The organism is Gallibacter intestinalis (assembly GCF_014982745.1).
GTDB classification, from domain to species: Bacteria; Bacillota; Clostridia; order Peptostreptococcales; family Anaerovoracaceae; genus Gallibacter; species Gallibacter intestinalis.
Genome location: NZ_JADCKA010000001.1, coordinates 134,955 through 155,194, shown reverse-complemented (window position 1 = coordinate 155,194; position 20,240 = coordinate 134,955). Strand labels below are relative to the sequence as shown.

The window sequence follows — 20,240 nt, the reverse complement described above, 5'->3', positions numbered from 1 at the left end:
AAATAAATAAAAGAAAATCCTTTACCGTTTCTTCCTTCCGGACTTTAACCGTTGGTACCGGATTTTACCGGTTCTGCCTTTCGGCTCGCGGACTTGTAGCCTATGCTCTTCACCGCCAGTGAGGACTTTCACCTCGCCCTGAAACATTCGTTTTATTAACTTACGATGTCAGTATAACACCGGCGAAAAACTCCGTCAATTATATGATTGCAAAATCAGAAAAAAAGTGTAAAATAAGTAATGGTGAATAATGATCACAGCCATAAAAGAATTGATTTTTTTATGTTAAGGAGGAATAGAAAATGGCAAGATCTTCAGTTTCGGCAGATATGCTGCATCTGAGTTTAAAACAGCTGGGCGCTACTAAAATACAGTCCAGCACTTCAAGAGTAGCGGTAGTTAAGTTTGAGATAAATCCTGAGCTTACCGTATCATATTTCTATTACATTAAAGACGAGGAAAAAATATATCTCCAGAGGATCGAACCATATCCTGTAAGAAACTATCGTTTCGAAACTGTGGAAAATATCATCTCGTTTATTAAAAAGGACGTTGAGCAGTTTGAAAACGCATCAAAGAGCTCCAACTTCAAGCTGTTTTTGGAAATCATCCATACAAACTATGAAGTACGTCGTGAACTAGAAGAACTCTTCCTGCTGAATAATGTACCTCATGAAATGTTGGAAGATGTTCTCAAAGAGGAAAAGGAAGTTCTTGAACAGATTAAGAACACAGAACATATCGCTCTTAAGAACGATCCAGGTCGTTATCCGGGAGAAGAGGCAGAGCTTCAGAACATTTTCGACAGCAATATCGAAATGGCTCCTTCCGCTGCAAATAACGCCAGCGAGCTTTACGGAGAGACTTCAGCTCCTCATCCTTCCATAATCGCTTCCATCGTTAAAGATGCAATCGCTTCATCAATGGAAGAAATGAAGCAGGAGCTCAAGGAAGAACTCAGAGAAGAATTTAAAGAAATGAAAAAATAAGCATATCATTGCCACTTAAAGAGGATGCGCAACGCCGCGCATCCTTTTATATTTCCAAATTAAATTTTATCTGCCATGTCTGTGCCCGTGACCGCCATTTTGTCCATTTCCGCCATTTGAGTTTATTTCGGAATTTTGTCCATGATGCTCTCCGGTTCCATTACCTTCTCTGTTACAATGATACTTCATTCCATGGCCGCTGCAGATGCTTTCCACTTCATTTACCATGCTGTCATCCTCAGAAGTCACAGAAAAAGCAAATTCATCACCTTTATTTATACAGCTTTGTATCTGTTCATCGCCTATCAGTTCTTCCATGGCATTCTTGTAGTTAAGGCCTTTCACATCAACTCGATTCAAAAGTTCACTTCCATCGTCATTAAGGCCCGTACATTCAACCACTTTATCCCAACGGTTAATTCCCAGTTCAACGGATGGATTTACATTCATGGTTATATATGACACAGGTTTTGCGTATACATGGTATCCACCGCCTGCAAACACAAGAGCTACTACTAGCACTGCTGCCACCGCAGCAAATCTGCGAGCATTTTTTCTCTGTTTTACGACCTTACTTTTTTCAGGTCGCGTTCTCATCTGAGCTGCAACCTTTTCAAATGTCGCTTCTTTGAGGGCATCATCGGCTTTTATATTTCCGAAGGCTTTTTCTATTTTATTCAAGATCATCACCTCCAAGCCTTTGAGCCAACATATCGCGGCCTCTGTCCAGTAGCTTGTATACGCTGTTTAGTTTTCTTCCGGTTATTTGGGCTATTTCTCCGCCATCATAGCCCTCAAAATATTTAAGGTAAATTACTTCCTTGTATTTAGCGGGAAGTGATAAGACCGCTTCCAGCACATATCCGTCCTGAGAGTCCTCATCAGCAGCCATTTCAGGAATTACATCCGTCAAAGCTATCTTTTTGCGATAAAAGCTTTTCAAAAGATCCCTGCAGGCATTCACCGCCACCTTCATAAGCCATGCCTTTCTATGTTCTTCGGTTTCAAAAGGTTTATCATGCATGGCATACTTAAGAAAAACATTTTGCATAATATCCTCTGTGTCCTGAGGACTTTTAAGATAGAGAATGCATATTCTCTTTATGGAATCCGAATATGTGTATATCGCTTTTTTTACATCTTCTTCCGATCTCATACTTCTTTAACTTCGTATCTGCCAATTGAATTTTTTTATCTGCAGTTCATATGCCTGCCGTTGCCGGCACCATTACCATGGTGTCCGTTTCCATTAGCGGCACCATATCCATTGCCATTACCTTCGCCATGATGTCCGTTTATATCTGCCTTACAATACTGCATTCCGGTGCCATCCTGCGGTCCATTTCCGTCATATGGACAATCTGCGTTGTTCGGACAATTTTCATATCTAGGACAATCCCCATTATAAGGACATTCACCGTCATAGGGGCAATCAGCCTGAACTACCGCCTCAGTCACTATCTCCTTTACGGCTCCGCTATCGGCCGCATCTGCGCTTACCGTTCCATATATGCCGTATGCCATTCCTCCTCCAAACATCAGAGCCAGCGTACATGTTACCGCCAGGGTTTTCTTCACTTTATTCATATTTCCCTTCATCTTCGTATCCTCCTTTTGTTGTCTTCTACAGATAATACGAATCAAGAAAGGAAAATCTGACATTTTAAATGAATTTTTTATTTTTTCTCCTACTAGACGCATAGTCTGTAAATGGCTTCGGCATAGATTTCCGCCGCCTTCATAAGATTTTCAATAGATGCGCTTTCATTTTTCTGGTGTGCCTTTTCCTCTTCATCTGGGAATTTAGCACCGAAAGCCACAAAGCCCTCTGCAGCCCTTGCATAGGTGCCTCCTCCAATTATCATAGGCTCTGCTGCAGTATCTCCGGTTACATTTTTATATACATCCATCAGGGTTACCACCATAGGGTCATCCTTTTCCACAAACAGCGGTTCCTGATATTTTTTCTTTACCACACCGATATCATAGTTTTCCAAGGTCTTTCCCAAAGCTGAGTAAACCATTTCGTCGTCAAGGGTTACAGGAAATCTCACATTGATTGAAAGCCTTGCAGAATATTTATCCGCTTCAATCATTCCTACATTTACAACTGTGCCGCCGGATACTTCGTCCTTAAGATTTATCCCAAGTCTTGTTCCATCGGTTTCAAAGGCAAGTCTTTCGTTATAAAAGCCAATAAAGTCATTAACTCCTTCGTTATCAAATTCAATGTTTTCAGCAAACCCCATAAGAATCGAAATTGCATTAAGCCCCTTCTGCGGCTCTGCCCCGTGGGAAGAAATGCCTGTCGCCGTTATCTCCAGACTCTTTCCTGCACCTTTTGCCTTTACATCATAACCAGTTTCTTCACGATAATCTTTAACCTTATCCTTAATGCCATCGTAAAGGCTCTGGTCCTTAGAGTAGATAACCATCCTTGCGCTGTCTGCCACCATGTTCGGAGCATTTCCTCCGGTGAACTTACGCAATTCGATGCCGGTGGTTCCTGTCTTTTTAAATTTCTGAGCCAGGTCAAAGATAAGGATTCCCTTTTCTCCGTGCACCACAGGAAAATCAGCATCCGGTGTAAATCCAAAATCCGGTGCCTCCTCATGCTCTAAATAGTATTTTATACCTTCCCACTCGGTTTCCTCATCAAGGCCGAGAATCAGCCTTACATTCTTTTTAAGCTCTATGCCGCAATCCTTTATGGCTTTCATGGCATAATATGCTGCTAGGGTAGGACCCTTATCATCCTCTGCACCGCGACCGTATATGCGGCCGTCTTTTATTTCTCCGCCGAAGGGATCAAAGTCCCATCCGCTTCCCGCAGGCACCACATCAAGATGACCCAAGATACCCATTGTTAAGCCGTCAGCATTTTCTCCAGCAGAAAGCTCTATATGCCCGCCGTAATTATCGGTGTTCACCGTTTTAAACCCGTCCTCTTCTGCTTTTTTCAGCATATAAAGAAAGGCGTCCGAAACGCCTTTCCCAAACGGACAGTCCTTTTCGGGCTCCGCAGCTTCACTGTTTATGCCAATCAGCTGTTGCAGTGTGGAAAGCATTTCATCCTGGCTTTCCCTTAATCTCTGCTTTATAGCTCCGATTTCGTCCACTTTTACCTCCGTTATCCGCAGCCTTTAGACTGCTTTCCTGTCTTTACTGTACAGCTTCAACGTAAGCAACATCTTCAGGATATGCTTCCTTAAGGATGTTTTCAACGATACCCTTAAGGGTCATCTGTGCTCCCATGCAACCTGCGCATGCTCCCTGAAGTCTTACGCGAACCACCTTATCTTCAGTGTATTCAACAAATTCCAGATCTCCTCCGTCTCTCTGCAGAATCGGTCTAATCTGATCAAGTACTTCTTTGATTTTAGCTTCCATTTATCTTACCTCCGTATTTTTCAAACATCTACATAAAATATTACCACAAAAAAGCGTAAATTAACATATTTTTTATGTTTAATATGGTCGCCTCAATGGTATAATAAATATCGTAGATTTTGTTTTATATGAGCATACAAATGATAAGAAAAGACAAACAGGAGGTAATAATTATGAAATGGGTTTGCACAGTTTGCGGATATACTTATGAAGGCGACAATCCACCGGAAAAATGCCCACAGTGCGGTGTACCGGCAGATAAATTCAAGAAGGTTGAAGGAGAAATGGTTTGGGCCGACGAGCATGTTGTAGGCGTTGCCAAGGACGTTGATCCTGAAATCGTTCAGGGCCTTAGAGACAACTTCATGGGCGAATGCACAGAAGTAGGTATGTATCTGGCAATGGCAAGAGTAGCTCACAGAGAAGGCTACCCTGAAATCGGTCTTTACTGGGAAAAGGCTGCTTACGAAGAAGCTGAACATGCTGCAAAATTTGCTGAACTTCTCGGCGAAGTTGTTACAGACTCCACAGAAAAGAACCTGCAGATGAGAGTTGACGCTGAATGCGGTGCTTGCGAAGGAAAGAAAGTCCTCGCTACAAAGGCTAAGCAGCTCAACCTTGATGCTATCCATGACACAGTTCATGAAATGGCTAAGGACGAAGCAAGACATGGAAGAGCTTTTGCAGGACTTCTCCAGAGATACTTCGGAAAATAAATAACACGCAAATACGCACTTTAAAGGACAGGTTTTACGCCTGTCCTTTTTTGTCGAGGAATATATAAAATTACTTTATTTCATTTCCGCCTTAATCAGCTCACCGAGTCTTCTCATACCCTCGTCGATCTTTTCAGGACTTACATTACCGAAACTAATTCTCATGGCATTGCTACCCTTTCCATCCTTATCTGTAAAGAATCCTGCACCAGCGATGTATGCCACATGATAATCCGCAGCCTTTTCGAGAAGCTCCGTAGTATTGATGCCGCCCGGCAGTTCAACCCAAGTGAACAGTCCGCCGTCAGGGAATACTCTCTTTGTACCTTCCGGCAGATATTTGTCGATGGCAGCTATCATAGCATCTCTTCTTTCCTTATGGATTGCGATGAGTTTTTTGAGGTTTTCATGGAAGTAACCTCTGTTAAAGAACTCTGCACAAACCACCTGAGCGAAGTTTGATGTATGAGAGTTGGTTGCAGTCTTTGCATCAAAGAGTCTTGCTATAATGTTCTTGTCCGCATATACAAAGCCCAGTCTGCTGCCCGGTGAAAATACTTTGGAAAAGCTGTTGGCATATACGGTATTTCCTGTCTTATCAAACTTTTTAATCGGAGGCAAATCCTCACCGCTGTATCGCAGTTCTCTGTAAGGATCATCCTCAAGAACTATAACATCGTATTTGCTTCCCAATTCTGCTAGCTTTTCTCTTCTGTCCGCAGGAAGCGTCTTGCCAGTAGGATTTTGGAAGGTCGGAATTACATATACGAATTTAGGATTGTACTCTTTAATTTTGTTTTCCAGATCTTCCATTACAAAGCCCTGGTCGTCACACTCAACTGCAACGCACTTTGCCTGGAACATCTCAAATATCTCCACGCAGTGAACAAATGTAGGGGATTCCACGAGAATAACATCCCCCGGATTTATATATACCTGGCACAGCAGGTTCATAGTTTCAAGTCCGCCGTTTACAATCATAACTTCATCGGGATCTGCATCGATTCCCTTCGGTTTGAGAAGCACATCGCATACTGCTTTCCTCAAATCAGGAACTCCCAGCACGGAGCCGTACTGCAGCGCTTCCACGCCTCTCTTATCCCAGGTCATAACATCGTTACAGATTTCTCTCACCTGGTCTACAGGCAATCCTTCGCTGGCAGGTGCACCGCCTCCGAAGGAGATTGTTTCAGGGTCCCCCATGGCATTGAAGAGACCTCTTATTATCTTGGCCGTATCTTCCATATACAGCATTCTATCAGCCATTTTCGGCATAATTGTCCCTCCTTTCGGTCTTTACAAGACCCTACTTTTATTTAAACTTTTCTTCCATTTCGGCAAACAGCTTATCAAATTCAGCCTGATCGCCGGATACTTTATACTTGTGTTCAGGTGCAGGGAAAACTCTTCCCTTAACTTCCTTAATGTATTCTTCCATACCCTTTGTAGCTACTTCTGCTATAGCCGCATACTTTTTAGCAAATTTAGGAGTGAAGTTCTTGAACATTCCCAGAGCATCCGCAGCAAGAATAACCTGACCATCGCAGTCAGCTCCGGCACCGATGCCATATACAGGAATCGGAAGCATCTTATGAACATATGCGCATACTTCTTCCGGCACGCCTTCAAGGAGAAGTGTTCTGGCTCCTGCCTTATATACAGCGATAGCGTCTTCTATAATTGCCTTAGCACTTTCCACTGTTCTGCCCTGAGCCTTAAATCCGCCCATGGAAGCAGAGCTCTGTGGAGTAAGTCCTATGTGTCCGAATACTACCATGCCCGCATCTGTGATAGCTCTAATCTTGTCGGCAACGGTAACTCCGCCTTCAAGTTTAATGGCGTCAACATCCGCTTCCTTATAAAATCTCAACGCATTTTTAACAGCGTCCTCACAGCTAATATGGTATGCTCCAAAAGGCATATCTCCAATAAGGTAGGTGTTCGGTGCTCCCTTTCTCACGCCCTGACAATGGGCGATGCACTGGTCCATGGTTACTGGAACCGTTCCTTCGTTACCGTAAACCATCATGCCCAGTGAATCTCCGCACAGCACCATATCCATTCCGGCTGCCTCTGCATATCCTGCAAATATGGAATCATACAGTACCATCCATACTGCCTGTTCGCCTCTTTCTTTCATTTCATAAAGATCGAGGATCGTCTTTTTCTTAGCCATATTGTCTTCCTCCTTTCACAGTTACGCGCTTTATAAATATATTATATATCAAAAAACGGGCAATGTATGCCCGTTTTCGCAAAATTATCAATATTCAATTAAATCTGCCTTAGTAAATGTCCGCATCTTTGCTCTTATTGTTGATGTTGCCATTGGAAGCGTTGATTTCATATTCATACTTGTACTGCTTGCCATCGTTCTTATCTGTGGCTATATATTCGACGTCATATTCGTTGCTGTCGGCATCAAATTCCTGCTTCACGAAGTTAACATCGGAAGCAGAAAATCCGCCATCCTTTAGAGCCGCATTTTTTGCATCCTCCAAGGTTAATGTGGCTGCAGAGGCTGCTCCGTTAGCATTTGCTGCGGAATTTCCAGAATTTGCAGTGCCATTCTGTGAAGTTCCAGCATTACCGCTCTGTGTGCTTGGAATTGACCTTGTTGTCATTTCCTTATCCTTTATCTTACCGTTTTTGCCGTTTATGGTGTATTCGTACTCCTGAGAACCGTCAGCGCTTATTACATCCACTTCATATTCATTATCCTCATTATCATATGAAACCGTAATCATGGCATTTTCAGCTGTCAGACCGGCATCCTCCAGGGCAATCTGCTGAGCTTCCTGATCAGTTATATCCGGCGTTTTTGGTCTTTCATCAATGTACCACCATATTCCTCCGGCAAGTGCCAATACCACTATTGCCGCTACTGCGCCAGTTACTATTTTCTTGTTTTTGCTCATTTTTTCTCTCCTTTTCACTATTTGGGAAATTCATCCAACTTTTATCTAACTTATATTAACCATCTGCTATATATGATACTGCTTTAGTAAGCAAATCTCAACTCTGCATCTATGCCACCGCCATTAATGGTTAGGGAATTTGTCGCCTTTTGACCGACATACTCATAGATTCCGCTCATTATATTATCATCATAATCGAAATCGCTTCCGTTTACTTCCAGGTCATAAAAGCCGTCGATGTTAATTGTATACTCTTCCATGGAAAGAGCACTGTCCATTTCCACATCTCCGTTCTGACTGCTTATAACATTGTTACCCGCAAATGTACCGCTTAAAACCACATCTCCGTTATCCGAGTTTATATTAAGCCCTGTTGTAGTCAGATTAAGAAGATTAATATCGCCGCTTACACTTGTCACGGAAAGTTCTCCCGGCTGTGTACCGTTAAGGGTTATGTCACCGCTTTCACTTCTGATTTCTGTTTTTGACGACACTGTACCGGAAAGAATTACCGATGAATAATCAGAGTTAATTGATACACTGTCCAGCTTTGCATCCCTTGGACATGTAACTAAAATTTCCGGCCACCTTGTCCTTGCCCCGAACATTTCCATATTTAAAAGGCTTCCAGTTTTGCCGCTATTGCCCTCTGTTATGGAAAGAGTTCCATTTGCTGTCGTTACATCCGGTGTCGGCATGTCATCGGTATATGTCACATCTACTCTAAAGGAATCTCCTTCCACAAATCTTATATCGCAATAGGCATAATTTATATCGATGCTTTTTATATCACTGAGATTATATGTTTCCTGATTTAGATGGTCATAGCCCAGGGAAATAAAATCATATCTCTCGTCAACCTTTTTCAGACCATCTGTGGCACCTCCCGAAGCAATTCCTGCAACGGTCATCACAATGCCGATCAGTATCATTACACCGCATACGCATATCAGCTTCTTAAACTTACTGTTCACTGTCGGCACCTCCTTCCGCCATCAGTCTGGCTTTTTCCTTTTCGATTTTTCTCTTTCTTCTCTTTTCACTGGTTTTATTCATACTCATAACGGTTTTTCTAAATATGGCTCTCGCCGCTGCAAACACTCCTGACAGAGCCAAAACCGTCATACCTAAGGCTGCCAATCCAACACCTGCCAAAAGCAACGCCGCAGGTACCGATACGGGAACGGACATTATGCCGACTACTATAAGCACCACTGCACAAATGCCAAGAGCCACTACGCATATACCAGCCGATACGATAATAGCCAGAAAGGCTATAAGCAGCGCTATTGCTACGCATCCGGCGGCTATTGCCAATGGCGCCACGATTGGAGCCGAAAAGATTCCCAAAAGGGTCCACTTGACCGCTGAAAGCCCTCTCTTTGGAGAATACGACTTTTCTTCTGCTTCCTCATCCATCTGTCTTACCGCATAGTCTGCCTTTATCTGAGAAGCAATCTTTTTCGGATCTCCAAGGCTTTTTATTGCTTCCTCCTCGTTTTCCTTTCCCACATCATCGAGAAATTCTGTGTAAAATTCCATTGCCGCTTCAATTTCTTCCTTCGGAAGGGAAGACAGTTCCGCGGCAAGTTTGCTTAAAAACTGATTCCTATTCATCATTTCCACCTCCGGCAAGCATTTTGTCTATCTTACCTTTATACTCCTTCCATTCTTGCACATACTCTGCATATTTTGCTCTTCCCTTGTCCGTTATGGTGTAGTACCTTCTGTTCCTTCCCTGAAAAGGCTCGTCGTAGGTTGCTAGGTATTCTTCCTTTTGCAGCCTTCTAAGCACCGGATACAGGGTGGATTCGGAAATATCCAATACATTTTTCATGGACTGGGTGAGCATATATCCGTAGGTATCCTCTTTCATAACTACGGAAAGCACGCATGCTTCAAGCAAGGCGGATTCTATTTTAAAACCCATGCCTGTTCACCTCCTGAATCTTCATTTCATATACCTGAGCTTTCTTTCTATGTTATATATAACATTATGTGATTAGCAATATTATATTTCATATAATATACTTGTGCTTATAATATGTCAATGACAATTTCAAAATTGAAACAATAAAAAAAAAAGACCGATTGAACAATATCAATACTACTGTTCATCGGTCTAAAACTTGCTATGTGCATACCGTATAGTCACTATAAGCACTTCCTTTATCTCTTCATCTATCCTGTATATTATAGTGTAATTTTTTACAAACAATTGACGATATCCTCGGTAAGCATATGCACCGCTTTTCCTTTCCGCTCCCCTTTGCGGCATTTCCGAAAGGCTCAAAATTGCTTCTTCTAAAGAAAGGAATATGCTTGCCGCTGTATCTATTGACTTAAATTCATTTTTTATATATGCAAATATGTAATCAAGCTCCCTATATGCCTGAGGAGATATTAATACCTTATACCTGTTCAAAATGCTTCCTCCTCAATTCATTAAAGGCTTCTTTTGCTTCTATCGGCTCACCACCTGCAGCCATTTCAGCTTCTGCAGATGCTATGGCATGATCAGTCTGCGCGATTTTAACTATTTTATCATATGTATCTATACTCATAATTACCAAGTCACTGTAACCATGTTTAGTTACAAAAACCGGTTCATTTTCTTCATGACACATCTTGGAAATATTGCTTGTATCTCGCAAATCTTTTATCGGTATTATTCTGGACATACTGCACCTCCTTTTTCTTGATAGTATCACATGTGCATTAACATTGCAATTTTTATGGCATTTAAATGTACATAAAAATGTAATTTATCTATATATATTACCCATGATGATACTCTAAACGCACAGAATCCAAAAATACCGGATGCTGTCCTTTTACCATTTCATCCCACTTGTCCTTAACCATCTGGGGAAGCAATGCGACTTCATGTATCCTTTCGAGGTCAACCCACTGGCAGTCATCCTGCATATCGTCAACTTCCGTGGGCTCAATCCTCGGCACATCGGTGTCAAGAGAGCAACGGTATATGTGGTACATCTTATGAATGTAATCAGGCCACTTTTCGTGAACAACAGGATCATCGCATATCTCTTCGCCGATGCCCACAAACATTTCAGGAATTACCGTATACCCGGTTTCCTCTCTGACCTCACGAATTATGGCTTCCTCTAAAAATTCCTCAGTTTCCTGGCCGCCTCCTGGAAGCGAATAATACTCACCGTTATGCGCATCGTGACACCTGTTTAAAAGTACCTTTCCTTCATGTATAACTATTGCTTTACATGTACTTCTTACGCTCATTTTCCGTTCTCCTGTTATTTTCCAAGCCCCTCTATTTTCTCTATAAGCGGAGCTGCTTCATCAATCTGATTTATTTCTCTTCTGAAGGAAGCACTGCCTAGCATTCCCTTTGTATACCAGCCCACATGTTTTCTCATTTCCTTTACAGCGGTACGCTCACCTTTAATGTCCATAAGCATATTCAGATGCCTTATCATCATTGCTTTTCTATCATCGGCTGTAACCTTGGCAGGCTTTTCACGGCCTTCCCACAGCGCTAGACATTCTCGGAAGATCCACGGATTTCCAAGCATTCCTCTACCTATCATAACCATTTCACAGCCCGTGTATTCCATCATTCTCATGGCATCCTCACCGGAAAATATATCACCATTACCGATTACAGGAATATCTAAAGCTTCTCTAACCTCTTTAATTGCATTCCAATCCGCCTTGCCCGAATAATACTGCATCCTTGTCCTGCCGTGAACCGCCACAGCAGCAGCGCCAGCTTTTTCGGCAGTCTTAGCAACCTGAACGCAGTTGATGCTGTTTTCATCCCAGCCCGTTCTTATTTTAACGGTAACTGGCTTTCCCGCTTCTGATACAACCGCCTTTACAATATCATAGATAAGTTCAGGAGTCTTCATAAGAGCCGACCCTTCACCGTTTTTTACAACCTTAGGCACAGGACATCCCATGTTTATATCAAGTATTGCATTTTCCCTATCCTTAAGCAGCTTTGCAGTTGTAGCCATGACTTCCGGCTCTGAGCCAAATATCTGAAAAGCAACCGGCTTTTCCTCCTCATATATTCTGAGAAGGTCCTCAGTGTTCTTGTTTTTATATATAAGGCCCTTGCCGCTTATCATTTCCGAATAAACTAAAGCCGCCCCCATTTCCTTTGCCAAAAGCCTCGTAGGGGCATCGGTCACTCCTGCAAGAGGTGCCGCGAGAAAAGGATTATCAAGTTTTACTCCGCCAATCTGTGGCATAATTACCTCACTTTTATCTTAAATCAACTGAGCCACCGGACGGAACCTCCGGCCGATGGCACATTTGTCGCTGTTATAAATTATCCGCTATTTTTTAGACCTTTTATCTCTACGATTCTTTTCATAAAGAATTTCAAGACCTTCCAGGGTGAGAAGCTTATCCACCTCGTCGATGCAATCCACACCTTCGTCTATAAGGTTAGCAAGGCCGCCTGTGGCTATGACCTTAATCTGACTTTCGTCTTCACCCATTTCCGCAAGCTCTTTTTTCATGTGTCTTACCACAAATTCCACCATTCCCATGTGCCCGTAAATAAGACCGGACTGAATGGACTGAATTGTGTTTTTACAGATGACTGTGTCAGGCGCTTCCAGTTCTACCTTAGGCAACTGGGATGTCATGGAGAAAAGAGCCTCACTGGAAATCTTCAGTCCAGGAGCTATGGCTCCTCCAAGATATTCAGCCTTATGGGTTACTGCACAAAAGGTTGTAGCCGTACCAAAGTCTATGAGTATCAGTGGTCCGCCGTATTTGGCATAGGCTGCCACCGCATTTACGATTCTGTCTGAGCCAACCTGCTTAGGATTATCGTATTTTATAAGAAGTCCTGTTTTTACGCCGGACTCGATTACCATGGCCTTTCTGTTAAAGTACTTCATGGACATATGCTGCAAAGTATAAAGCACCGAAGGTACAACGGTAGCTATGATTATATCCTTTACATCGGTTGTCTTAAGTCCTGCATAATCAAAAAGCTGATTTATTATCATACCGTATTCGTCCGCGCTTTTACGGGCGTCGGTTTCCATTCTCCAGTTTTCAAGAAGCTTTCCGTCTTTAAAAACACCAAGAACTATATTTGTATTTCCCACATCGAAGGCAAGAAGCATCTATCGCGTTCTCCTTTCATCGTCTCTTTTTTCCAGTCTGTTAAGAGCCAGAGCTACAGTAAGTCCCGGTATAACTCTGTTTCCCGTGATTTCAACTCCCAGCATCTCATTTATCTTTTTAAGTCTATACTGAACGGTATTTGCATGAATCTCCATAATCTCCGAGGTTTTGCTTCCGTTCATTCCCGCATCAAGCACAAAGGTTTCCAATGTGTCCAAAAGCATTCTGCCCTTTTGGCTTTTGTCCGCCAAGAAAGGATCCAGCAGCTTAAGATACATCTTTTTAATAAATCCTCCCTCGGACTGAATGCGATTGCATCCGGCCACCAGAGAAAGATCGTATTTTGAAAACTTTCTCTTGAAAGGGAATACAGTGCTTGCAGCCTTTGTATTTTCGTTTATAAGTCTAAATGCATCGCATGCACCTTCAACGCCGTCGATTCCCGTTACATGGGATATTTTGACGCCGCCTATGGACTTAATTTCATCATAGAGCTTAGCGCACATGGATACAGAGCAGTTTTCATGACCTGCCATGAGAATACCGAATATCTCATCTCTTTCGATAACCTGAACATTTACGAATCTGTTTTCCGCACAGTATCTGTCCATGGCTACCAGTATCTCTTCTGGATACTGACTCTTACCCACAAAAACGCTTATTATCTTAACCTCTTCTATGCCCGCATCTTCCTTCCTAGAATATGCAGTGCTTACATTGCCTCGGCGCAGAGCTTTGACAAATTCAGAGCGGCTGTCGGAAGCCGGTGTGTATTTCCACATTCCTATGGAAAGCTCTATTATGTCCGCTAGCTTTATTATCTCGTCTATGGAATATGAGTCATTGTTATCTGCCACGAACATATAGTATTCCTGTCCGTTAATTGTAGCAGAGCCCCAGTATGTTACCACACCGTCAACATTTATCATGGTGTAGATGGACCTTCTCTTTTCCACTGCCTTTTCCCTGGCTTTCATAACGGCCCTATCCACCGTTGTTTTCCACTGGGTTTCTATGGAAAGCACCGGATTTAAGTCGCTGCTCAAAAGCACCAGCTGAAAGGCATTTGCCTCTGCTGCAGCCCTTACCGCAGTAGGAAAGTCAGGATATTTTTCAAAGTTCAGCAGATGATATATGCTGCTTGTCAAAAGATTGTCGTCAAACTTATCCCCTGCTCCGTAAAAGAGCTTATGGGATACCTGCTCTATCATTTCCGCAGCAACGCTGCCACCGGAGCTCTTTACAGCTATAAGGGTTATACCCTTCTCTTTGCATGTATTGATAAGAGCGTCCGAAACCTTCTTTATTATCTTGCCGACACCGTGCAGCACAAGGGCGGAGAGCCCGACCTCAGCCAGCTTCTCCGCCAGTTGACACTGTGCCTTTTCATCATCTCTTATTCCGTAAAACCCTGTCACCAGCATATAGCCTTCCAAGGTTCCCGGATTATCGCCTTCCATATCGATATCATCGACACCGGCAGCTTCCAGTACCGATATATATCTTATCGGTCTGTCGGTCATGTCCTCTCCGGCCAGTACCTTTGCATCTGCAAATACCGGCAAACTGAGACAATCACTTAATGTTGTTTTCATTTTCTCCCCTGTCGTCTGTTTCTGTTTCCCCGTTTTCCTCAACGCTGTCTGATGCGTTGTCCTGTGACTCATCATCGGCATTATCGCCATCCTTATCGTCATTCAGGTAGTCTTCGTCGTATCTTGCCAGATCTCTTTCGAGGATTTTAAGTTCCTCTTCTGTTTCCTGAGCCTCCTGTCTGTTTTCGGCTGCTCGTTTTTCATCTTCAGCCCTCGTTTCGGCTATAAGCTCCTCTGCAGTCATCTCACCGCTATAAAGCTTTTCGAACTGAGCTCCGTCTATAGTCTCAAGTTCCATAAGGGCATCTGTAACAGCCAGCAGCTTGTCCATATGCTCATTTATAATAGCCTGAGCCTTTTCGTAGCCGTCGTGAACTATTCTCTTTACTTCTTCATCTATCTCGTTGGCAGTTTCCTCGGAATAAGCCTGTTTAGCTCCAAAATCTCTTCCCAGGAACACTTCCTCTGAGGATGCATAATTTATAGGACCAAGTTTTTCACTGAAGCCATATTTTGTAACCATATCCCTGGCAAGCTCCGTTGCCCTCTGAATATCGTTGCTGGCTCCTGTGGAAATATCGGAAAGCACCAGCATTTCCGCAACACGGCCACCAAGCAGATGAACAATCTGATCTTCCATGCTCTTTTTAGTGTTGTAGTATCTGTCTTCCCTTGGAAGTATCATGGTAAATCCGCCGGCTCTGCCCCTTGGCACAATTGTAATCTGATGTACTGGGTCAGTATCTGGAATGGAATGAGCCACAACAGCATGTCCTGCTTCGTGGATGGCCGTAAGTCTCTTTTCCTTTTCGCTAATTACTCTGCTCTTCTTTTCAGGACCTGCTATAACCTTGGTTATGGCCTCTTCAATTTCTTCCATCCTGATCTTGCGGCCGTTTCTTCTTGCAGTCAAAAGAGCCGCTTCATTGAGCATATTTTCTATATCCGCCGGAGTGAATCCCGGTGTTCTTCTCGCCAGCACCTTCGGATCCACATCTTCGCCCAGCGGCTTATTTTTGCTATGAACTCTAAAGATTTCCTCTCTGCCCTTGATGTCCGGCACACCGATAACAATCTGTCTATCAAATCTGCCCGGTCTCAAAAGTGCAGGGTCAAGTATGTCAGGTCTGTTTGTTGCAGCCAGGATGATGATACCCATATGCTCTGCAAATCCGTCCATTTCCACCAGCAACTGGTTTAATGTCTGTTCTCTTTCGTCGTGGCCGCCGCCCATTCCGGCGCCTCTCTTACGACCAACCGCATCGATTTCATCGATAAAGATGATACATGGAGCATTTTTCTTGGCCTGCTCAAAGAGGTCTCGGACTCTGGAAGCGCCGACACCTACAAACATTTCCACAAAGTCGGAACCGGAAATCGTAAAGAACGGTACTCCCGCTTCACCGGCTGTTGCCTTGGAAATATATGTTTTACCTGTTCCCGGAGGGCCCACCAAAAGCACACCCTTAGGAATTCTTGCACCGAGATTATGGTATTTTCTCGGATTTTTAAGGAAATCAACTATTTCCTGAAGTTCTTCCTTTTCCTCGTCAAGACCTGCAACATCCTTAAATGTCAGCTTGCCCAAATTCGTCTGCATCTTGGCTCTGCTTCGGCCAAAAGACATTGCCTTGCCGCCGCCACCCTGCTGACGCATTATCATTACCCAGAAGAATATCAATACACCTATCATAATAAGGGTAGGTATCAGAGATACTATCCAAGGCTGCTCTTCAGGCTTTGCGTTGGAAACCTTTACCTTGCCCTCAGCACTCTGGGCATCCAGATACTGCTCGTGGAGTCTTTCAACATCGAGGCTGTTATGGATGTATGTATGTACCTTATCTCCATTGTCAAGGGTCGCATTTATTTCGTACTCCTGGAATTCTATATCCTTTACTTCCTCCTTGGCGATGTAATCCACAAGAGTTGAGTAGGAAATATCCTTAACCTGCTCTTTTGGCGTCATATCATAGAACAGCGCCATGGCCAGCACAATAGCCAGAATCAGTATATAAATACCGAAACCTTTAAATATTTTTTTCAATTCTTATTCTCCTTGTATATACATTTGTTGCAGGGCACAAATAAGGCGCCCTGTAAATTAAAATTTTATCACAGGAAATCGCTGATTTCAACAGTAATAACTCTTTTAGTGTCTTGATTCATCCTGTAGCTGGCGCTGTATCTTCCCCTCTGAGAAACAGCCGGTATCCACAGTATTTCGTTGCCGATTCCCACAAGTGGAATCATATCCCTTTCCTGAGCTGGAATCTTCATATCCACAAACAGGTCCTGTATCTTTTTTCTTCCTTGAACGCCAGCAAGTCTGATGTAGTCACCTGGCATCCTAGTGCGAATTTCAATCATCTCCTTCATGCCTGCTCTGCCGTAGGCCGCTTCCATCTGATCTAGGTCAAAGGCTGCAGTACCCGGTCTTTTTTCGTACTGATCTATATCCAGTTCGTTGACTATGAGCTTAGGCATCGCTCTGTGCTCATTTTCACCTTTTTCAAATGGGTTTTTGCCGCATATGACATTGTCGTAGGAAATCCTCATAAGATATCCCTTTGGAAAGTCCGCCCTTTGAGGTGTCACACCGTTCATTATAAGCTCATCGGCCTGCTTTAGGTGGGCATTTGTTATATCGCTTGGCAGTCCCACCTCTGAAAAGGCTTTCATGATTATCCTGTGCCTTACGGAAGGCAGCCTGTCCATGAGTCCGTTTTTATCAAGCCAAATTTCGTTGTCTTCCTTTCTTACAAGAAGCTTTTCATAATCCCTGTTGACCTGCTCCCAGATAAAGTCCCTGTCATCCCTTGAAATCTGGCTTAATCTGTTAACCATATCCTTTATATTTGCGTTAAAGTTTTCTTCAAGATACGGGATAAGCTCCAGCCTTATCTTGTTTCTGGAATATACGGGAAGCTCATTGGTGTGGTCCATTCTCGGCTCCAACCTGTTTTCATCGCAGTAAGCCAGTATATCCTTTTTCTTTACATCAAGAAGCGGTCTTATTACCGTATTGCCGTTTTCGTTTACTCTTATATAGTCAATTCCTGCAAGTCCATCGGTACCTGTTCCTCTTATCATTCTAAAGAGAACGGTCTCAACATGGTCGTCCAGGTTTTGAGCCACGGCAACCTTTATTTTATCCCTGTCAGCTCCGTCAAATACGAGAGATTCGGTAATTTCCGCAAAGAAATCGTATCTTGCCTTTCTTCCGGCTTCCTCCGATGTCATTCCCAGTTCCTCTGCCATCTGCGGACAGTCTACCGCCGTGGACCAGCAGCACACTCCTGCCGACTCGCACATGTTTTCCGCATAGAGCTGATCCTCTTCTGCGGCACCGGGTCTAAACATATGATTAAGATGGGCTCCGTGAAGGGTAAAATCCATTTCTCCGGAAAGCTCAACTAGCACATTAAAAAGGCATACTGAGTCCGGTCCCCCGGAAAGTCCCAGTATTACCACATCGCCCGGTTCTATCAGGTTATATTTTTCTATGGTATTTTTGACAGCTTCTCGTACAATGTCACTGCTCATATAATTACCTTCTCTCTAAAACTTTAAACATTCGGTTTTATCATATACCGAAAAATCTTCTGGCATTTTCGTATGTTGCCTTTGCCGCATCCTCGTATTCCATTTCCTTTAAAAGGGCTATCCTTCTTACGGTATGCTCCACATATGGCGACTTGTTAGTCTTGCCGCGGAAAGGCTCCGGCGTCAAATACGGCGCATCGGTTTCCGCAAGCAGATGCTCCATAGGCACCGTCTGCACAACCTTCTGTGTCTTTCTGTTGTTTTTGTATGTCACAGGGCCTGCTATGGAAATTGTCGCTCCCAGCTTTATGTATTCTGTTGCCATTTCGGCGCTGCCGCTATAGCAGTGAAGCAAAACCTTTGCATCGGCGCTGCCGTCAGGCCTTCTTTCAAACCAGTCCTTTCGCCTTTCGGAAAAAGCATCTTCCTCCTTAAGAATATCCATGGTCAGCTGATCTGCTTCTCTGCTGTGGATTATTATCGGCATCTTAAGCTCATTTGCCAGCTGTATCTGCCTTCTAAACCAATACTCCTGAACATCCCTCGGCGAATAGTCATAATGAAAATCAAGGCCTATCTCACCGATGGCCTTAACCTTTTCCTCTCCGGCAAGCTCCCTTATCCTCATGAGATATGTTTCGTCCATCAGTCTGGCATCGTGAGGATGCACTCCCACCGCCGCATAGCACCAGTCGTATTTCTTGGCATTTTGCACCGCCATCACCGATGTCTCAAGATCGCAGCCCACATCCATAACATAGGCCACATCGGAAGCTTCTATATCGCTTATCAGTTTTTCCCTCACCTCTTGGAGATACCCGTCACTGGTGAGGTGTGTATGTGAATCAAAAAGCATTGTTTTTTCTCCTTTTGGATACGACTTTTAATACTGCGTACCCAGAATATATTTTACCACAAAGAGGATACATATTAAACTTGAATTTACCGTCATGTTTGCTAAACTGTAAGTATATACAATCACCGAAAGGCAGGTGGCATAAAATGCTCAAACCGGGAAAGTTATCATCTGACAGTTCCATATGGTGCGGCTTAAACAGACCGGATTTAAGCTGCGAAACAGCGGATCTCACTGTATTTGGAATTCCATACGACAGCGATATATCAGGAAGGTCAGGAACCGCAAAGGCTCCTGAGGTATTAAGGGAAGTCAGCGCTCAGTCCTCGCCCTTTAATGAGGAATTTTTGAGCTTTGAAGATTTGACCATATTTGATGCAGGAGATTTTGTTCCTTCCGGCGGCATAGACGAATACTTTGCTTCCATCGAAAGCTTCACAAAAGAACTTGTCAGTGGCGGCCATTTCTTTATTATGACTGGCGGTGACCATAGTGCAAGCATTCCTGTTCTTAAGGGAATCGACGATGCCCTTGATGAAGACTTCGGCATCATATATATCGACGCCCACTTTGACCTCCACGATGAGGTACGAGGTGATAAATTTGCAGCAACCTCCGTTGCCAGGAGAGCCCTTGAGCTTAAAAATATTTCCGGACCTGAAAACATCGTATTTATCGGAACGAGGACGGTGGACAGAGAGGAACATGCTTTTATGACCTCCCGCGAGCTGAACTGCTTTAACTCCGTATTGTGCCACCGCATAGAAAGCGACCGTATCGGAACCATGGCCGCAAAGAAACTTAAGGATTACAACAAGGTATACCTTACTTTGGATGTTGACTGCCTCGATCCTGCCTATGCCGCAGGGGTTTCCCATCCACAGTTTGCAGGGCTTTACGGAAGGCAGCTTTTAAATATACTCCACGAGCTGTTCAGAAATCTAAATATTATAGGAATGGATATAGTGGAAATGGCTCCGGACTTGGACCCTTCACTGGCATCAACCTATGCAGCCAGAAAGATTTTCCAAGAATCCTGTGCCCATTATGCGCGAAAACTCGGTAAGCTTAAATAACTTAAATAGCTAAAATGACATAAATAG

The 20,240-nt window shown here is 43.5% G+C and carries 23 protein-coding genes and 1 riboswitch; of the genes, 3 read left to right on the top strand and 20 right to left on the bottom strand.

The genetic code is table 11. From position 1 onward, the window contains the following. Nucleotides 1-21: 21 nt before the first annotated feature. A riboswitch (FMN riboswitch) is annotated at nt 22-150 on the bottom strand. A 152-nt stretch (nt 151-302) separates the two neighbouring features. Next, a complete protein-coding gene (locus tag INF20_RS00685; RefSeq protein WP_226384471.1) occupies nt 303-989 on the top strand; it encodes a hypothetical protein in 687 nt (228 codons plus the stop codon). Between the two features lie 66 nt (nt 990-1,055). On the opposite strand, the gene INF20_RS00680 is transcribed toward INF20_RS00685, so the two are convergent. The 5 genes from INF20_RS00680 to INF20_RS00660 all read right to left on the bottom strand — a co-directional run bounded on the left by INF20_RS00680 (nt 1,056) and on the right by INF20_RS00660 (nt 4,379). After that, the gene (locus INF20_RS00680; RefSeq protein WP_226384470.1) at nt 1,056-1,670 is read right to left on the bottom strand and encodes an anti-sigma-I factor RsgI family protein; all 615 of its coding nucleotides are present in this window, start codon (nt 1,668-1,670) and stop codon (nt 1,056-1,058) included. After that, entirely contained in the window at nt 1,663-2,145 is a 483-nt protein-coding gene (locus INF20_RS00675; protein WP_226384469.1) for an RNA polymerase sigma factor, read from the bottom strand. The genes INF20_RS00680 and INF20_RS00675 overlap by 8 nt, the downstream gene beginning before the upstream one ends. Nucleotides 2,146-2,180: 35 nt before the next feature. Beyond that, nucleotides 2,181-2,588: a hypothetical protein gene (locus tag INF20_RS00670; protein ID WP_226384468.1), complete on the bottom strand. Its 408-nt coding sequence runs from the start codon at nt 2,586-2,588 to the stop codon at nt 2,181-2,183. Nucleotides 2,589-2,680: 92 nt separating this feature from the next. After that, nucleotides 2,681-4,108 carry a dipeptidase PepV gene (pepV, locus tag INF20_RS00665; protein ID WP_226384467.1) on the bottom strand — a complete coding sequence of 476 codons (1,428 nt, stop codon included), beginning with the start codon at nt 4,106-4,108 and terminating at the stop codon, nt 2,681-2,683. 43 nt (nt 4,109-4,151) lie between these two features. Beyond that, nucleotides 4,152-4,379, bottom strand: coding sequence for a NifU family protein (locus INF20_RS00660; RefSeq protein WP_226384466.1), 228 nt, complete (start codon nt 4,377-4,379; stop codon nt 4,152-4,154). Between the two features lie 170 nt (nt 4,380-4,549). Here INF20_RS00660 and INF20_RS00655 point away from each other — a divergent pair, with 170 nt between their 5' ends. Continuing rightward, nucleotides 4,550-5,095, top strand: a complete 546-nt coding sequence (locus tag INF20_RS00655) for an NADH peroxidase (protein ID WP_226384610.1) — start codon at nt 4,550-4,552, stop codon at nt 5,093-5,095. A gap of 75 nt (nt 5,096-5,170) precedes the next feature. On the opposite strand, the gene INF20_RS00650 is transcribed toward INF20_RS00655, so the two are convergent. From INF20_RS00650 to INF20_RS00580, 15 genes are all read right to left on the bottom strand, one after another. Further along, nucleotides 5,171-6,370: an aminotransferase-like domain-containing protein gene (locus tag INF20_RS00650; RefSeq protein WP_226384465.1), complete on the bottom strand. Its 1,200-nt coding sequence runs from the start codon at nt 6,368-6,370 to the stop codon at nt 5,171-5,173. A 37-nt stretch (nt 6,371-6,407) separates the two neighbouring features. After that, on the bottom strand, nt 6,408-7,271 hold the full coding sequence (gene panB, locus INF20_RS00645; RefSeq protein ID WP_226384464.1) for a 3-methyl-2-oxobutanoate hydroxymethyltransferase: 864 nt from the start codon (nt 7,269-7,271) through the stop codon (nt 6,408-6,410). Between the two features lie 109 nt (nt 7,272-7,380). Beyond that, nucleotides 7,381-8,013, bottom strand: coding sequence for a PepSY domain-containing protein (locus tag INF20_RS00640; RefSeq protein WP_226384463.1), 633 nt, complete (start codon nt 8,011-8,013; stop codon nt 7,381-7,383). 83 nt (nt 8,014-8,096) lie between these two features. Further along, the gene (locus INF20_RS00635) at nt 8,097-8,987 is read right to left on the bottom strand and encodes a DUF4097 family beta strand repeat-containing protein (protein WP_226384462.1); all 891 of its coding nucleotides are present in this window, start codon (nt 8,985-8,987) and stop codon (nt 8,097-8,099) included. Beyond that, complete coding sequence (locus tag INF20_RS00630; RefSeq protein WP_226384461.1) at nt 8,977-9,633, bottom strand: DUF1700 domain-containing protein; 657 nt, start codon at nt 9,631-9,633, stop codon at nt 8,977-8,979. Before INF20_RS00630 ends, INF20_RS00635 begins: the two co-directional genes overlap by 11 nt. Beyond that, complete coding sequence (locus tag INF20_RS00625; protein WP_226384460.1) at nt 9,623-9,943, bottom strand: PadR family transcriptional regulator; 321 nt, start codon at nt 9,941-9,943, stop codon at nt 9,623-9,625. Before INF20_RS00625 ends, INF20_RS00630 begins: the two co-directional genes overlap by 11 nt. Before the next feature lie 192 nt (nt 9,944-10,135). Beyond that, nucleotides 10,136-10,438 carry a type II toxin-antitoxin system RelE/ParE family toxin gene (locus INF20_RS00620; RefSeq protein WP_264175450.1) on the bottom strand — a complete coding sequence of 101 codons (303 nt, stop codon included), beginning with the start codon at nt 10,436-10,438 and terminating at the stop codon, nt 10,136-10,138. Next, nucleotides 10,425-10,694 (bottom strand): type II toxin-antitoxin system Phd/YefM family antitoxin, encoded by a 270-nt coding sequence (locus INF20_RS00615; protein WP_226384459.1) that lies wholly within the window; start codon nt 10,692-10,694, stop codon nt 10,425-10,427. The genes INF20_RS00620 and INF20_RS00615 overlap by 14 nt, the downstream gene beginning before the upstream one ends. Nucleotides 10,695-10,791: 97 nt before the next feature. Beyond that, the gene (locus INF20_RS00610; protein WP_226384458.1) at nt 10,792-11,274 is read right to left on the bottom strand and encodes an NUDIX domain-containing protein; all 483 of its coding nucleotides are present in this window, start codon (nt 11,272-11,274) and stop codon (nt 10,792-10,794) included. Between the two features lie 14 nt (nt 11,275-11,288). Continuing rightward, nucleotides 11,289-12,248 carry a tRNA dihydrouridine synthase DusB gene (gene dusB / locus INF20_RS00605; protein ID WP_226384457.1) on the bottom strand — a complete coding sequence of 320 codons (960 nt, stop codon included), beginning with the start codon at nt 12,246-12,248 and terminating at the stop codon, nt 11,289-11,291. Between the two features lie 87 nt (nt 12,249-12,335). Continuing rightward, nucleotides 12,336-13,139: a type III pantothenate kinase gene (locus INF20_RS00600; RefSeq protein WP_226384456.1), complete on the bottom strand. Its 804-nt coding sequence runs from the start codon at nt 13,137-13,139 to the stop codon at nt 12,336-12,338. Beyond that, nucleotides 13,140-14,735, bottom strand: coding sequence for a PucR family transcriptional regulator (locus INF20_RS00595; protein ID WP_226384455.1), 1,596 nt, complete (start codon nt 14,733-14,735; stop codon nt 13,140-13,142). Next, nucleotides 14,716-16,782 (bottom strand): ATP-dependent zinc metalloprotease FtsH, encoded by a 2,067-nt coding sequence (gene ftsH, locus INF20_RS00590; protein WP_226384454.1) that lies wholly within the window; start codon nt 16,780-16,782, stop codon nt 14,716-14,718. The genes INF20_RS00595 and ftsH overlap by 20 nt, the downstream gene beginning before the upstream one ends. Before the next feature lie 68 nt (nt 16,783-16,850). Next, nucleotides 16,851-18,281 (bottom strand): tRNA lysidine(34) synthetase TilS, encoded by a 1,431-nt coding sequence (gene tilS, locus INF20_RS00585; protein WP_226384453.1) that lies wholly within the window; start codon nt 18,279-18,281, stop codon nt 16,851-16,853. Between the two features lie 40 nt (nt 18,282-18,321). Next, on the bottom strand, nt 18,322-19,137 hold the full coding sequence (locus tag INF20_RS00580) for a TatD family hydrolase (RefSeq protein ID WP_226384452.1): 816 nt from the start codon (nt 19,135-19,137) through the stop codon (nt 18,322-18,324). A gap of 146 nt (nt 19,138-19,283) precedes the next feature. On the opposite strand from INF20_RS00580, the gene speB reads away from it, so the two are divergent. Further along, nucleotides 19,284-20,213: an agmatinase gene (speB, locus tag INF20_RS00575; RefSeq protein WP_226384451.1), complete on the top strand. Its 930-nt coding sequence runs from the start codon at nt 19,284-19,286 to the stop codon at nt 20,211-20,213. Nucleotides 20,214-20,240: the final 27 nt, after the last annotated feature.